Here is a 13,779-nt window from a genome sequence, read left to right on the forward strand (position 1 = left end):
ATCCGGTCAGGCTACCGTGCAGGCATACGGAAGCTTCAGGCTCATTCATGCCCTCGACCGCCACCCACGCACAAGATCCCGCCTCCCCAGCCGGCGGCGCCCACGCGCACGCCACGCACTCCGACCCCTCCCCTGCTTCCGCCGCTCCCGGCACTCCCCCGAAGAAACGCCGCCGCCGTCCGCCGGGCCTCTCCCTGGCCGCCTGGCGGCAGTTCCTGCAACTGGCCAAGCCCTACTGGATGGGCGACCAGAAGCGCGCCGCCTGGGCGCTGCTGGCCCTGCTGATCGTGCTGATGCTGTGCGAGACGCAGCTGGCCGTGCTGCTCAATGACAAGACCGGCGAGCTCACCTCCGCCCTCGCTGCCCGCGAGCACAGCCGCTTCTGGCAGGCCGTGCGCGACACGCTGCTGGTGCTGGCCTTCGCCGTGCCCGTGTACGCGTTCTACTACTACATGCGGGACGCCTTCTCCAACCACTGGCGACGCTGGCTCACCGGGCGGTTCCTGGACGGCTACCTGGGCGGCCGCAAGTACTACGAGATCGGCAACGGCGGGGACATCGACAACCCCGACCAGCGGATCAGCGAGGACATCAACACCTTCACCGGCCGCTCCACCCACTTCCTGCTGATGCTGACCGGTTCCGCCATGCAACTGGTGGCGTTCAGCGCGGTGTTGTGGTCCTTGTCCAAGGCGCTGGTGGCCTTCCTCGCGGTGTATGCGGTGGTGGGCACCTTCCTGGCGCTGTACGTGTTCGGATCGCCGCTGATCCGGCTGAATTTCTGGCAGTTGCGCCGCGAGGCGGACTTCCGCTTCGGCCTGATGCGGCTGCGCGAAAACGCCGAGTCCATCGCCTTCTACCGCGGTGAGCCGCAAGAGCGTGCCAATATCGAGAAGCGCTTCGAGGAGGTCTACGACAACTACGCCAGGCTCATCAAGAAGCAGCGTTCGCTCAACCTCTTCCAGCGCGGCTTCAGCCAGCTGACCCTGGTGGTGCCAGCCGTCATCCTGGCCGACCGGGTGCTGTCCGGGGAGCTGGAGGTCGGGGCCGCGGTGCAGGCGGCAGGCGCGTTCGCCGCGGTGCTGACCGCCGTGTCGCTGATCGTGGAGAACTTCGAGAGTCTCTCCCGCTTCGTGGCCGGCATCGACCGCCTGCATGCACTGTCCGAGCTGATCATCAAGCGCAAGGACCGCGCGCTGCGCGAGCAGGAAAAGATCCAGACCGCCAAGGGCGACCAACTGGCCCTGCGCGACCTCACCCTCTTCACCCCGCAGTTCAACCGCAAGCTGGTGGAGAAGCTGGACCTGCACCTGAAGCCGGGCGAGAGCCTGCTCATCACCGGCGTCAGTGGCTGCGGCAAGAGCTCCCTGCTGCGGGCCATCGCCGGCCTGTGGAAAACCGGCTCCGGCACCATCGAACATCCGGCCATCGAGGACATCTTCTTTCTGCCGCAGCGGCCCTATCTGCAACAGGGCAGCCTGCGCAGCCAGATGATCTATCCGGACACCCAGACCTCGCTGAGTGATGACGAGTTGCGGGAGATCCTCACCGAGGTGGCCCTGCCCGACCTGGCCGAACGCGTGGGCGGTTTGGATGCGGAGCAGGACTGGGACAAGGTGCTGTCGATGGGAGAACAGCAGCGCCTGGCCTTTGCCCGGGTGCTGGTGCGCAAGCCGCGCATGGTGATCCTGGACGAAGCCACCAGCGCGCTGGACGGCGTCAACGAGAACCGCCTGTACAAGCGGCTGTGCAACGACGGCGTCACCTTGGTGAGCATTGCCCACCGCCCGGCCGTGCTCCAGCATCACACCCACGTGCTGCACCTCAAGGGCAACGGCGCCTGGGCGGTGCATCCGGCCGAGGGGTTCAGCTTCGAGGACGGGGAGGTTCCGGCGTGAGCCAGGCCGGCATGTCAGCGATCGACGCGGTGCTGGACACCCTGCGTCAGGAGTTTTCGGACGTGCCGGACGTGGCCCAGGCCACGCGCATCGTCGTGCGGCTGCTGCTGGCGGCCCTGCTGGGCGGCATCCTCGGCTATGAGCGGGAAAGTCATGGCAAGGCAGCCGGGCTGCGCACCCACATGCTGGTCAGCCTGGGCGCGGCGATGTTCGTGCTGGTCCCGCAGCAGGCCGGTATGCCCATGGCGGACATGAGCCGGGTGCTGCAGGGCGTGATCGCCGGCATCGGCTTCCTGGGCGCTGGCGCCATCATCAAGCACAAGGAAGAACCCGGGCGCATCCAGGGCCTGACGACGGCCGCCGGCATCTTCATGACTGCCGCCATCGGCGTGGCTTGCGGCCTGGGGCGGGAGGCCACCGCGGTGCTCAGCATGCTGATTGCCCTGGCGATCTTGACCTGGGTGCCGCACCTGCTGGCCGGCCGGCGCGGCGGGGCGTCCCGGCCAGACGTGGGAGACGACGAATGAATGCGCGGAATGCCCGGAATGCGCGACAGCGCCACGTCCCCGCCAGGGGCGACACCTCGTCGGAGTCGCCCACCCCGCAGGCGGGCTGCGATAGCCTGGAAGTCTGGCGCGCGCGGGCACCGTCTGCCCCGCCGCGCCGGTTGCGGAGCGCCACCATGGATCTCGACATCGTCACCTATGTCTTCCAGGGGCCGGATGGCACCTTCTCCATCAAGCCTCGTCTCTCTCGCCGATGGCGGGTCAAGCACGACAGCGAGCCCTGGGGCGACTCCTTTGCCACCGCTGAAGACGCGGCCCTGGCGCTGTCCAAGATCTTCGACGTGCCGTCGGATCTGAAGGAATGGACCGAGGTGGGAGACTTCCACACGGACGTGGGCGGGCTGCTGCCCTGAGTTTTCAGGCCGCAATCGGTCCCAGCACCTGATCCGCCGCAATCGGAAAGCACCGCGCTCCATCCGGCAACCCCTGCAACGTCGTGCCGGTGAAGGCGCCAAACGCCGGCAGGATCAACTGGTCCCGGGTCAGGCAGAAACACGGCAGGCGGTGCCGGTCATGGGCCGGGCCGCGCAGGGCCACCGCCGGGTGCAGATGCCCCGCCAGCACCAGCCCGCCAGGTCGGGCGCCGGGGTGATGGCAGGCCAGGAACGGGCCCATCGGGCTGGGCTCATCCACCACCTGGAAACGCAGCGCCGCGGGCGGGTCGCCGGCATGGCTGTCGTGGTTGCCGCGCACCAGCACGCAGTCCAGCGCCGGAAGCCGGTCCCGCCAGGCCTGGACCTGATCCACCACCTGCGCCTGCTGCGCAGCGGCTGCATGCAGGAAGTCCCCCAGCACCACCAGGCGATGCGCCTCGCACTGCTCGACCAGGGCGGTCAGCCGGGCCAGGTTGTCCTGCGTCGTACCCGACGGCACCGGCTGGCCCAAAGCCCGGAAACTCGCCGCCTTGCCGATGTGCACGTCCGCCACGAATAGCGTGCGCTGCGACGGCCACCAGGCGGCCCGTCCGGGCAGCAGGTCCAGCACATCGTCGCCGACCGTCAGACGCCGGGCTCCCGCCGGCACGGTGAAATTCACAAGCGTTGACATGCCCATGATCATCGCCCAGGACCGGCCGGTTCCTGGCAGTTGCGGGCGATCCAGCAACCGTGACCCGGCAAGGACGCGGATTGGGATGCACAGGGGACACAGGACGCACGGGACACACAGGACGCGCGGGACCGGCAAGAGCGACAGGACGGACAGGGGCGCCCACGATCAACAGGCCGCATGCCCTCGGTCATGCCCTCAGACATTCACCAGCCGCAACCGGGGCTTGCGCGGCTTTGCCTTGGCCTTGGCCTTCGCCTTGGCTCGTTCCCGGGCCGTTGACCGAGTGCCGCTCCCAGCCGACGGCGCCCGGTCGCCGGAGGTATCCCCGCGCGTCTCCAGCGCCAGCGACTGCCCCACCGCCATGTCCGGCGCATCCGGCCGGGCGAAGACCTGATCGGCCCGTTCATGCGACGTGCCGACCGTCTCGCCACCAGCGCTGCGCTCCAGCGCGGACACCATGCGCGCGATCCGGTCCGCCAGCGACTCGTTGCTCAGCTTCTCCCGGAAGCGCTCCACCATCAGCGGGAAGGCCAGCGGCGTGGGCTTGCGCAGCGCATGGATGCGCAGGGTCTGGCCCTGCATCCGACCCAGCGCCTGCGCCAGATGCTGGACGTCCAGCTCCTGCGTCAGCAGCTCGCGTTCGGCCTGTTTGAGCAACTGGTTGCCGGGGTCATACTGCTGGAAGACCTCGAAGAACAGGCTGGCCGAAGCCTGCAGCTGACGGTTGCTGCGGCGCTCGCCCGGATGGCTCTGGAAAATCAGCCCCGCCACCCGCGCGATCTCCCGGAACCGGCGGCGCGCCAGTTCGGTGGCATTGAGGCTGGCCAGCACCTCGGCCAGCAGTTGCTCCATCGGCGGCAGCCCCAGCAGGCCCGGCAGCCGCTCCTGCCAGTCGATCGGTTTGGCGCTGAGCAGCTCGATGCCGTAGTCGTTCAGCGCAATCGAGAAGGTGCCGGTCTCCGGCTGCGCCGCGCGCCAGGCCAGCAGGCCGGCCAGGCCCAGATGCACCTGCCGTCCGGCAAAGGGATAGAGGAACAGATGCCAGCCCTCGCGCGACTTGAAGGTCTCGGCCAGCAGCACGCCCGGCGTCGGCACACCGGACCAGCGCCGCTGGATGTCGATCAGCGGGCGCACGCAGTCCATCTCCGGGCTGTCGTAACGGCCCTCGTCGGCGGCCTGCAGTTGCCGCAGCACCGCATCGGCCAGTGTGCTGGACAGCGGCATGCGGCCGCCGTTCCAGCGCGGCAGCGCCACGCGCCCGGCGGTGGCGCGGCGCACCAGCGCGGTCATCTGCTCCACCCGCACCAGCTCCAGCAGCCGGCCGCTGAACATGAAGGCATCGCCGGGCTTGAGGCGGGCGATGAAGCCCTCCTCCACCGTGCCCAGCCGCCCGCCGCCCAGGTACTGCACCGTCATGGCGGCATCACTGACGATGGTGCCGATGTTGACCCGATGACGACGCGCCAGCCGTGCATCCGGCACCCGCCACACGCCCTGCTCATCCGGCACCACGCGGTGGTAGTCCGGATAGGCCGCCAGCGACGGCCCGCCCTGCCGCACGAAGTCCAGACACCACTGCCAGGCATCGGCGCTGATGTGTTCATAAGCGACCGTGCCGCGGATCTCGGCCAGCAGTTCCTCCGGACGGAAACCGCCGCCCAGTGCCACGGTGACCAGGTGCTGCACCAGCACGTCCAGCGGCTCCCGCGGACTGTGGCGTGCCTCCACCTGCCCGGTCTGCACGGCTTCCCGCGCGGCGGCCGCTTCCACCAGCTCCAGGCTGTGCGTGGGCACCAGCGTGATGCGGGACGGCCGCCCGGGCGCATGGCCGGACCGACCGGCCCGCTGCACCAGGCGCGCCACGCCCTTGGCCGAGCCGATCTGCAGCACCCGGTCCACCGGCAGGAAATCCACGCCCAGGTCCAGGCTGGAGGTGCAGACCGCCGCCTTGATGCGGCCCTCCTTCAGCCCCACCTCCACCCATTCGCGCACCTCCCGGTCGAGCGAGCCATGGTGCAGCGCCAGCACCCCCGCCCAGTCCGGCCGGGCCTCCAGCAGCGCCCGGTACCAGCGCTCGGCCTGGGAGCGCATGTTGGTGAAGACCAGGCAGCTGTCGCTCTCCTCGATGGCCTGCACCACCTGCGGCAGCATGCGCAGGCCCATGTGGCCCGCCCACGCGAAACGCTCCGCGGTGGCCGGCAACAGGGTGTCGATCACCAGCGTCTTGTCTGTGGCGCCCTGCACCAGGGCGGGCGGCTGGGACTGCGGTGTCGATCCCAGGAGGGTCCGCAGCGCTTCGTCCAGATTGCCCAGCGTGGCGGACAGGCCCCAGCACATCAGGCCCGGCTGGAAGCGCCGCAGCCGGGCCAGCGCCAGCTGCGTCTGCACGCCGCGCTTGTTGCCCATCAGTTCATGCCACTCGTCCACCACCGCCAGCCGCACGTGACCGAGCAGGTCTGGCGCATCGGCCCGCGACATCAGCAGCGACAGGCTCTCCGGCGTGGTCACCAGCACCGTCGGCAGCCGCCGGTCCTGCGCGGCGCGCTGGCTGGCGGTGGTATCGCCGCTGCGCAGGCCCAGGGTCCAGTCCGGCAGCAGGTCCCGCATCGGCTGCTCCAGGGCGCGGTAGGTGTCGGCCGCCAGAGCCCGCATCGGCGTGATCCACACGACGGACAAGGGCGGCGGCTTGTCGCCACGGCCCTGCACCCCCTGGGCCGGCAGCGCCGCCAGCGCGCCCAGCCACACGGCCAGCGTCTTGCCGCTGCCGGTGCTGGCATGCAGCAAGCCGCTGCGCCCCTCGGCCATGGCCGCCCACACTTCGCGCTGGAAGTCGAATGCGGACCAGCCGCGCTGCTCCAGCCATTGCGCGGGCGCCGTCATGCGTCCCCTCCGGGCAACAGCGCTTGCAGGGTCTGCAGGGAGTCGGCCTCGGCCACCGGCTTGTCGGTCCGCCAGCGCAGCATGCGCGGAAAACGCACCGCAATGCCGCTCTTGTGCCGGCTGCTGCGGGAGATGCCTTCAAACCCGAGTTCGAAGACCTGCGTGGGCTGCAGGCTGCGCACCGGCCCGAAACTCTCGATCGTTGTCTTGCGGATGATGGCATCCACTGCGCGGATTTCCTCGTCCGTCAGGCCGGAGTAGGCCTTGGCAAAGGGCACCAGTTGCCGCGCCGGATCGTCCGGCGGGCCGTTCCAGACCGCGAAGGTGTAGTCAGTGTAGAGACTGGCCCGTCGCCCATGACCGCGCTGGGCATACAGCAGCACCGCGTCCACCGAGATCGGGTCGATCTTCCATTTCCACCAGACGCCGACCTCTTTGGTGCGACCCACGCCATAGCGGGCATCCAGCCGCTTGAGCATCATGCCCTCCACCCCGCGCTCGCGCGCCTGCTCCCGCACGGTGGCCAGGTCGGCCCAGGTCGCTGCGGTCACCAGGGGGCTCAGGATCAGCGCCGGATGGGCCTGCGCCGCCACCAGCGCCTCCAACTGCTGCCGACGCTCATGCTGGGGACGGTCCCGCAAGTCCTGGCCCTCGGCCTCCAGCAGGTCGTAGACGACCAGCACTGCCGGCAGTTCCCGCAGCAGCTTCGGCCCCAACTGCTTGCGGCCGATGCGGCGTTGCAGCTCGGCAAAGGGCTGCACGCGACCGTCGCGCCACACCAGCACCTCACCGTCCAGCACCGTGCCGTCCGGCAAGGTCTCGCCCAGCGCCTGGAGTTCGGGGAAGCGGTCGCTGATCAGTTCCTCCCCGCGCGACCACAGCCACACACCGCCGGCCCGCTTTACCAGCTGTGCGCGGATGCCGTCCCATTTCCATTCCACCAGCCAGTCCTGCACCGGCCCCAGTTGCGCATCGAACTGCGCCACCGGCTGGTTGAAGGGATGGGCCAGGAAGAAGGGATAGGGCTGGCCGCCGCGGGCCTGCCCGTCCGGATGCACCTCTTCCGGCGCGATCAGGGCCTGGAACTCCTCAGCGGTTGGACGGGCGCCGATATGGGTGTAGCCCATCAGCCGCTGGGCAATCTGGCGCGCATCCACGCCGCTGACGGCGGCCAGCGCCTGCGTCACCTGCAGCTTGGAGACGCCCACGCGGAATGCGCCGGTGATCAGCTTGAAATAGGCCAGCCGCTGGTCGGCCGCCAGCCATTGCCAGTGCTGCTGGAGGCGCTCGATGAGGGTCTCCGGCGGCAGTCCACGAAGCGGCAGCAGATGCTGCTCCATCCAGACGGACAGCGGCCACTCCGTCACCTGCCCGGGCTCCGGCAGCAGCAGCGACAAGGTCTCGGCCAGGTCGCCCACGGCTTCGTAGCATTCGTCGAAGAGCCATTCGGGCAGGCCTGCGGCGATGCGGGCCTGCTCACGCAGCAGCTTCACCGGCACCAGTTGACGCGGCTTGCCGCCCGACAGGAAGTAGACCGCCCAGGCGGCATCGGCGGGTGGCGCCTCGCGCAGGTAGGCCTGCAAGGCCGCCTGCTTGGCCAGGCTGCCGGTGGAGGCGTCCAGGGCCCGGTAGAGGGCTGCGAAGGCTCTCATGATGGGGTGGCGTCCGGGTGGGCGTCCGGATGGGCTTCCGAATTGGCTTCGGGATTGGCGTCCGAGGGCGCGCCGGGTTCGGAGTCGTCCTCGTGCCCGTATTCCGTTGCGAAGGCCTGCGCCTGCAGGCCCTGCTCACACAACCACCGCACCATCACCGGCACGCTGCCGTGAGTCACGAAGACACGCTCCGCGCCTGTCGCGCGAATGGCCGTCTGCAGGCCCGGCCAGTCGGCATGGTCGGAGACCACAAAGCCCCGGTCCACCCCGCGACGCCGCCGGGTACCGCGCAGTTGCATCCAGCCGCTGGCAAAGGCATCCGCCAGGTCCGGACCAAAGCGTCGCAGCCAGGTCGAACGCGCGGCGGATGGCGGTGCAATGACCAGCGACCGGGACAGGCTCGCCCGATCCAGGGACGCATCCGTGGCCATCACCGTCGGCGGCAGCCGCACCCCAAGGTCCCGGTAGACGGCATTGAGCGGCTCCACCGCGCCGTGGCAGACGATGGGGCCGATGGCCGGGTCCACGCCATGCAGCAGACGCTGCGCCTTGCCCAGCGCATAGGCGTACAGCACGGAGGCCCGTCCCTGCGCCGCATTGGCCTGCCACCAGGCATTGATGTCGCGAAAGAGTTCCGGCTGCGACGGCCAGCGGTAGATCGGCAGACCAAAGGTCGATTCGGTGATGAAGGTGTGGCAGCGGACGGCTTCAAACGGGGGGCAGGTGCCGTCCGATTCCAGCTTGTAGTCGCCGGAGGCCACCCACACCTCGCCGCCCACCTCCAGCCGCACCTGCGACGAGCCCAGCACATGCCCGGCCGGATGCAGCGACAGTCGTACACCGTGATGATCGATGATCTCGCCGTAGCGCAGGGTTTGCAGTTGAATATCCTGACCCAGCCGGCGCCGCAGGATGGCCGCGCTGTGCGCGTGAGCAAGGTAGTGCCCATGGCCCCAGCGTGCATGGTCGCTGTGGGCATGGGTGATGACCGCCCGCGCCACCGGGCGCCAGGGGTCGATGTAGAAGTCGCCCGCCGGACAATACAAGCCCTCCGGCCGGGCGACGATCAGGTCGGTAGCCGGAGTCGTACGCACAGTCATGACCCGCATCGTAGTGGGGAGCGTTTGACCTTGGGTGTAGGACGGCAACCCTTCCGGCATCAGGGGCCGCGGGGCCCCTTTTTTTCGCGCCAGGGCTACCATCGCTTCACACACCAGGGAGCCCCGCATGACATTGCACGAGGACCCGGCCGCCCCCGCGCCGCGTTCAACGATTCTGGTCGTGGACGACACGCCGACGAATCTGGCGCTGATGAGCGCCTTGCTGGAGATGCACTATCACGTCGTAACCGCGGCGGACGGTTATGAGGCCCTGCGGCGGCTGGCCGAGCCCCCGCTGCCGGACCTGATCCTGATGGACGTGATGATGCCGGGCCTGGACGGCTACGAGACCTGCCAGGAGATCAAGACCCGACCCTCGACGCGCGACATCCCGGTGATCTTCCTCACCGCCCGGGTCGACACGCAGGACGAGGCACGCGGCTTCGCATTGGGGGCGGTGGACTACATCACCAAGCCGATCAGCCCGCCCCTGGTGCTGGCACGGGTGCGCACCCATCTGCAGCTCAAGGCCAGCGCCGATTTCCTGCGCGACAAGGCGAGTTTCCTGGAGCACGAGGTGCAGCGGCGAACGGCGGAGCTGGCGGCCATCCAGGACGTCACCATCCATGCCATGGCCTCGCTGGCCGAGACGCGGGACAACGAGACCGGCCAGCATCTGCGGCGCACCCAATACTACGTGCGCACCCTGGCCGAGGCGCTGCGCCAGCATCCCCGCTTCGAGTCGCTGCTGACCGATCAGTACATCGCCACGCTGTTCAAGTCAGCGCCTCTGCATGACATTGGCAAGGTCGGCATTCCAGACCGCATCCTGCTCAAGCCCGGGCCGTTCGCTCCCGATGAATTCGAGGTGATGAAGACCCACACGACGCTGGGCCGCGATGCCATCGAGCAGGCGGAGCGGCAACTGGGCACGCCGGTGGCCTTCCTGCAGACGGCCAAGGACATTGCTTACGGCCATCAGGAGAAATGGGATGGGACCGGCTATCCGCGCGGGCTGCGCGGCGAGGACATTCCCCTGCCTGCCCGCCTCATGGCGGTGGCCGATGTCTATGACGCGCTGATCACCCGCCGGGTCTATAAGCCGCCGATGTCGCACGAGGCCGCGGTGCAGCTCATCGTGCAGGGCCGCGGCAGTCATTTCGATCCGGACGTGGTCGACGCCTTCCTGCATGTGCAGCAGCGATTTAAAGAGATTGCACTTGAATACCGAGACCCTGAAATGGGCGTTGAAGCTGCACATTCTTAGCATCGGCACTACTGCATCTGCAAGATCAGGGCTGCACCCTGCTCATTGCTGCGATTGGCGGGACACAGGGGGCGCTGAATGATGGCGCCATCCTTCATCACGTGCGCCACCACGCACTCCTGTCATGCCATCCCGCTTGCCAGAACGCCCGTCCGCAAGGTCTTCCCATCCCGCTGCCCTGTCCCTCCGCGTGAGCCTGCCCTTGCGTGCGCCCACCTGCGCCTCCGCAGGGCTGGGCGCACATCCCGTGCCGCTGAACCTCCAGCCTGGGGACTCCCACGCCATGAAGCGCCGCCGTCGTTCGAAGGGCCCTGCGCGGGTCCGCGGATTCACGCTGGTGGAGACTGCCGTCGCCGGCATCATCATGGCCGGCATCAGCGGCAGCCTGCTGATGGCCTTCCGCTACTCGCAGATGATCGACCAGGGCAAGGCGGTGGGTGAGCAGATGGCCACCATCAGTGAAGGGGCCGGCCGCTACATGAAGCAATACGGCCAGCGCATCCTGGCGCTGGACCCGCGCTGCGCCGACGCAGCGCTTGAACTCAACGACGGCACGCCGCCGCCCTCCCCGCCAGCCGAGGCTCCGCCTTCCTGCAGCCTGGTGCTGGGCGACGTGACCGTGGCCAATGGCTACCAGCCCACGGTGGACGAGCTGCGGCGCCTGCTGCTGGTGCGCGCCTCCGACGCCCTGTTGCTGCCCTTCTCCCCCGGCATCACGCGGGACAAGCGCACCGGAGAAGCGGCGCTGCCGCGGATTGCGGTCTGGATCCGGCCGGTGCGCAACACCCCCACGGCCAGTGGCGGAACCCCAGCGGCCGGCGGCCAGGCACAACTGCTGCAGGTCAGCCAGCCCTGGGCAGAGGCGCCTGCCACTGCCAGCGCCCTGGCCAACGCCCTGGCCAGCACCAGCACCAACGCCGGTGACAACACCACGCCCAACGGCCCTCCCATCGCCTTCGACGCCGCCAGCCGCGACGGTCTGAACATGCCGCCCACCCTGTTTGGCGTCAACTGCTACAACGGCCGCTGGCAGAACGGCAGCAACTACGTCGATGGGACGCCGGTGTTCGCCGATGCCAAGGACCCGCGCAAGGTCCTGCCGCTCTACACCGCCGAGCAGATCGCGGCGGCGCGCGCCAGCGGGGGCGTGGTGGCCCGGGGTGAGGCTCTCCCGTTCTGGAGCGGCGAACACTACTGCCGCTTCATGCAGATGACCTATGGCGACGGCATCTTCGGCGCCGCCCCCAGTTCGACGACCCCGCCGGGGGGCAACAATGGGGGCAACAATGGGGGCAACAACGGCGGCAACAACGGTGGGTCCGGGCAAGCCACATCCCTGGAATCCATCACCTTCAACACCCAGCCCTACTTCTACGGCGACGGGCCACTGCCCATGGGCGCGGCCATGCAACTGGGCGCGGCGCTGGCAGAAACCGGCTTTTCCGGGCGCCTGTCCACCCTCAAGGCCACGCCGGCGGCGAGCCGTTCCATGCCGGGCATCTACGGGCAGTCCAGCTCGGACAACCCCATCCTGTCGCGGGACGGCTCGCGGGGGGTGCCCGGCATTCTGGCGGCGGTGCGCCTGGTCGCCGACAGCGACACCGCGGCCAATGGCGGCAACGGCAACGGTCCAGGCAACGGCAATGGCAATGGCTCCACCACCGGCGTCACCTGGGACGCGGTGGGCAACAATTTCTACAACGCGGGCCTGATCCAGGGCCAGCAGATTGCCGGCAAGACCGCGGTGGTCGGCACGGACGCGTCCCTTGCCACGCAGGGCCGCTCCGCGGTCCTGGCGGTCAACGGCAACATGGTGATGGGCAAGAGATCCACCCTGATGGCCAATGACGTGGAGGCCAGCAAGCTGACGGCCCAGGACATGAACACCAACCATCTGGCCACCTCGGCGCTGGACATCACGGGACCGACGCTGAAACTGGGCCAATACGGCGGGACCACCAAGTTCAACCTGTACCTGCGCAAGGGGACCCAGGTCCGACTGCCTCGCGTCGACCCGGGCAGTCAGTGCGAGTCCCACAGCGACGTGGCGATGTCCCGCGCGCTGCTGATCATGCCGATGAACGTGAACTCGGTGGTGACCATGACCCGCTTCCTGCTCTACTGCAAGCCCGACCCAGCCACCAACGCCGATCGCTTGAAGTTTGGCACCTCGTTCTGGACCAGCCCCGAATATGAAGCCTTGCTGGTGAAGTACCCGACGAAGAATTACCGCTGGAACTATTTCGACAGTTCCCCGGCGGACTCCGACGGGATTGCGAACGAGCCCTGAGGGGTCCCCAATAGCCCTCCCGCCCACACGTTTGAACCGACCGTCCTAGACTGACCGCATGTCTGCAAAATTGTCAGTTCTGGATCTGGCCTTCATCGTGGAAGGCGGCAGTGCGGCCCAGGCCCTGCGCGACAGCATCGCGCTGGCGCAATGGACGGAGCGGCTCGGTTATGAGCGCTTCTGGGTGGCCGAACATCACAACATGGACGGCGTGGCGTCCTCCGCCACGGCCGTGCTGATCGGGCAGATCGCAGCCGCCACCGAGCGCATCCGCGTCGGGTCCGGCGGCATCATGCTGCCCAATCATGCGCCGCTGACGATTGCGGAGCAGTTCGGCACCCTGGCCACGCTGTTCCCGGGCCGTATCGACCTGGGGCTGGGACGTGCGCCGGGCACGGATGGTCCGACCATGCGGGCGCTGCGCCGCCATCTGTCGACCGCCCACGAAGACCGCTTCCCCGAAGACGTGCTGGAACTGCAGGCCTACCTCGCCCCGGCCACCCCGGGTCAGGTCGTGCGGGCGGTGCCCGGCCAGGGCACGGAGGTGCCGATCTGGTTGCTGGGATCCAGCCTGTACGGCGCCCAGTTGGCGGCCTACATGGGACTGCCCTTTGCGTTTGCCTCGCACTTTGCACCGGCCATGCTGATGCAGGCGCTGGAGATGTACCGCAGCCAGTACCGCCCGAGCCAGCGGCATCCCAAGCCCTATGCGGCGGTGGGCCTGAACATCATCGTGGCCGACACCGATGCGGAAGCACGCCAGCTGTTCACCTCGATCCAGCAGCGTTTTCTGGGCATGCAACGCGGCCAGCGCGGCCTGCTGCCCCGGCCGGTGCCGCAGATGGACGACCTCTGGACGCCGTCCGAGCAATTCCAGGTGGAGCGGATGCTGGCCGAGTCGATCGTGGGCTCGCCGGCAACGGTCAGAGCCGGCCTGAAGGAGGTGCAGGAGCGCACGGAGGCGGAAGAATTCATCGTCGCCTGCGCCGTGCACGACCCCAAGGCCCGCCGCCGCTCCTACGAGCTGCTGTCCGGCCTGCTTTGAACGGACGCTTGAACCATCGCCGGCGTGGCCG

Annotated in this window: 10 protein-coding genes; 6 read left to right on the plus strand and 4 right to left on the minus strand. The window is 68.6% G+C overall.

What is annotated here, in order from left to right:
* Positions 1-47: 47 nt before the first annotated feature.
* From DES44_RS13310 to DES44_RS13320, 3 genes are all read left to right on the plus strand, one after another.
* Positions 48-1,898, plus strand: a complete 1,851-nt coding sequence (locus DES44_RS13310; protein ID WP_083525628.1) for an ABC transporter ATP-binding protein/permease — start codon at positions 48-50, stop codon at positions 1,896-1,898.
* An 11-nt stretch (positions 1,899-1,909) separates the two neighbouring features.
* Positions 1,910-2,425 carry an MgtC/SapB family protein gene (locus DES44_RS13315; protein WP_058937436.1) on the plus strand — a complete coding sequence of 172 codons (516 nt, stop codon included), beginning with the start codon at positions 1,910-1,912 and terminating at the stop codon, positions 2,423-2,425.
* A 155-nt stretch (positions 2,426-2,580) separates the two neighbouring features.
* Positions 2,581-2,817: a hypothetical protein gene (locus tag DES44_RS13320; RefSeq protein WP_058935360.1), complete on the plus strand. Its 237-nt coding sequence runs from the start codon at positions 2,581-2,583 to the stop codon at positions 2,815-2,817.
* A gap of 4 nt (positions 2,818-2,821) precedes the next feature.
* On the opposite strand, the gene pdeM is transcribed toward DES44_RS13320, so the two are convergent.
* From pdeM to DES44_RS13340, 4 genes are all read right to left on the minus strand, one after another.
* Entirely contained in the window at positions 2,822-3,511 is a 690-nt protein-coding gene (gene pdeM, locus DES44_RS13325; RefSeq protein ID WP_058937437.1) for a ligase-associated DNA damage response endonuclease PdeM, read from the minus strand.
* Positions 3,512-3,709: 198 nt separating this feature from the next.
* The gene (locus tag DES44_RS13330; protein WP_058935361.1) at positions 3,710-6,394 is read right to left on the minus strand and encodes a ligase-associated DNA damage response DEXH box helicase; all 2,685 of its coding nucleotides are present in this window, start codon (positions 6,392-6,394) and stop codon (positions 3,710-3,712) included.
* On the minus strand, positions 6,391-8,046 hold the full coding sequence (locus tag DES44_RS13335; RefSeq protein ID WP_058935362.1) for an ATP-dependent DNA ligase: 1,656 nt from the start codon (positions 8,044-8,046) through the stop codon (positions 6,391-6,393). The genes DES44_RS13330 and DES44_RS13335 overlap by 4 nt, the downstream gene beginning before the upstream one ends.
* The gene (locus DES44_RS13340; RefSeq protein WP_058935363.1) at positions 8,043-9,146 is read right to left on the minus strand and encodes a ligase-associated DNA damage response exonuclease; all 1,104 of its coding nucleotides are present in this window, start codon (positions 9,144-9,146) and stop codon (positions 8,043-8,045) included. Before DES44_RS13340 ends, DES44_RS13335 begins: the two co-directional genes overlap by 4 nt.
* Positions 9,147-9,273: 127 nt before the next feature.
* On the opposite strand from DES44_RS13340, the gene DES44_RS13345 reads away from it, so the two are divergent.
* The 3 genes from DES44_RS13345 (at position 9,274) to DES44_RS13355 (ending at position 13,748) form a co-directional block, all read left to right on the plus strand.
* Positions 9,274-10,413, plus strand: a complete 1,140-nt coding sequence (locus tag DES44_RS13345) for a response regulator (RefSeq protein ID WP_058935364.1) — start codon at positions 9,274-9,276, stop codon at positions 10,411-10,413.
* Between the two features lie 283 nt (positions 10,414-10,696).
* Positions 10,697-12,703, plus strand: a complete 2,007-nt coding sequence (locus tag DES44_RS25980; RefSeq protein ID WP_058935365.1) for a type II secretion system protein — start codon at positions 10,697-10,699, stop codon at positions 12,701-12,703.
* A 58-nt stretch (positions 12,704-12,761) separates the two neighbouring features.
* Positions 12,762-13,748 (plus strand): LLM class flavin-dependent oxidoreductase, encoded by a 987-nt coding sequence (locus DES44_RS13355; RefSeq protein WP_058935366.1) that lies wholly within the window; start codon positions 12,762-12,764, stop codon positions 13,746-13,748.
* The last annotated feature ends 31 nt before the right edge of the window (positions 13,749-13,779 follow it).

Origin of the sequence: Roseateles depolymerans, assembly GCF_003387155.1 — a bacterium.
Classification (GTDB): Bacteria; Pseudomonadota; Gammaproteobacteria; order Burkholderiales; family Burkholderiaceae_C; genus Roseateles; species Roseateles depolymerans.

What these genes read in the sequence shown, in the direction of transcription:
- DES44_RS13310 (WP_083525628.1), top strand. Translation starts at nt 48, where the DNA reads ATGCCCTCGACCGCCACCCACGCACAAGATCCCGCCTCCCCAGCCGGC.
- DES44_RS13315 (WP_058937436.1), top strand. Translation starts at nt 1,910, where the DNA reads ATGTCAGCGATCGACGCGGTGCTGGACACCCTGCGTCAGGAGTTTTCG.
- DES44_RS13320 (WP_058935360.1), top strand. Translation starts at nt 2,581, where the DNA reads ATGGATCTCGACATCGTCACCTATGTCTTCCAGGGGCCGGATGGCACC.
- pdeM (WP_058937437.1), bottom strand. Translation starts at nt 3,511, where the DNA reads ATGTCAACGCTTGTGAATTTCACCGTGCCGGCGGGAGCCCGGCGTCTG.
- DES44_RS13330 (WP_058935361.1), bottom strand. Translation starts at nt 6,394, where the DNA reads ATGACGGCGCCCGCGCAATGGCTGGAGCAGCGCGGCTGGTCCGCATTC.
- DES44_RS13335 (WP_058935362.1), bottom strand. Translation starts at nt 8,046, where the DNA reads ATGAGAGCCTTCGCAGCCCTCTACCGGGCCCTGGACGCCTCCACCGGC.
- DES44_RS13340 (WP_058935363.1), bottom strand. Translation starts at nt 9,146, where the DNA reads ATGACTGTGCGTACGACTCCGGCTACCGACCTGATCGTCGCCCGGCCG.
- DES44_RS13345 (WP_058935364.1), top strand. Translation starts at nt 9,274, where the DNA reads ATGACATTGCACGAGGACCCGGCCGCCCCCGCGCCGCGTTCAACGATT.
- DES44_RS25980 (WP_058935365.1), top strand. Translation starts at nt 10,697, where the DNA reads ATGAAGCGCCGCCGTCGTTCGAAGGGCCCTGCGCGGGTCCGCGGATTC.
- DES44_RS13355 (WP_058935366.1), top strand. Translation starts at nt 12,762, where the DNA reads ATGTCTGCAAAATTGTCAGTTCTGGATCTGGCCTTCATCGTGGAAGGC.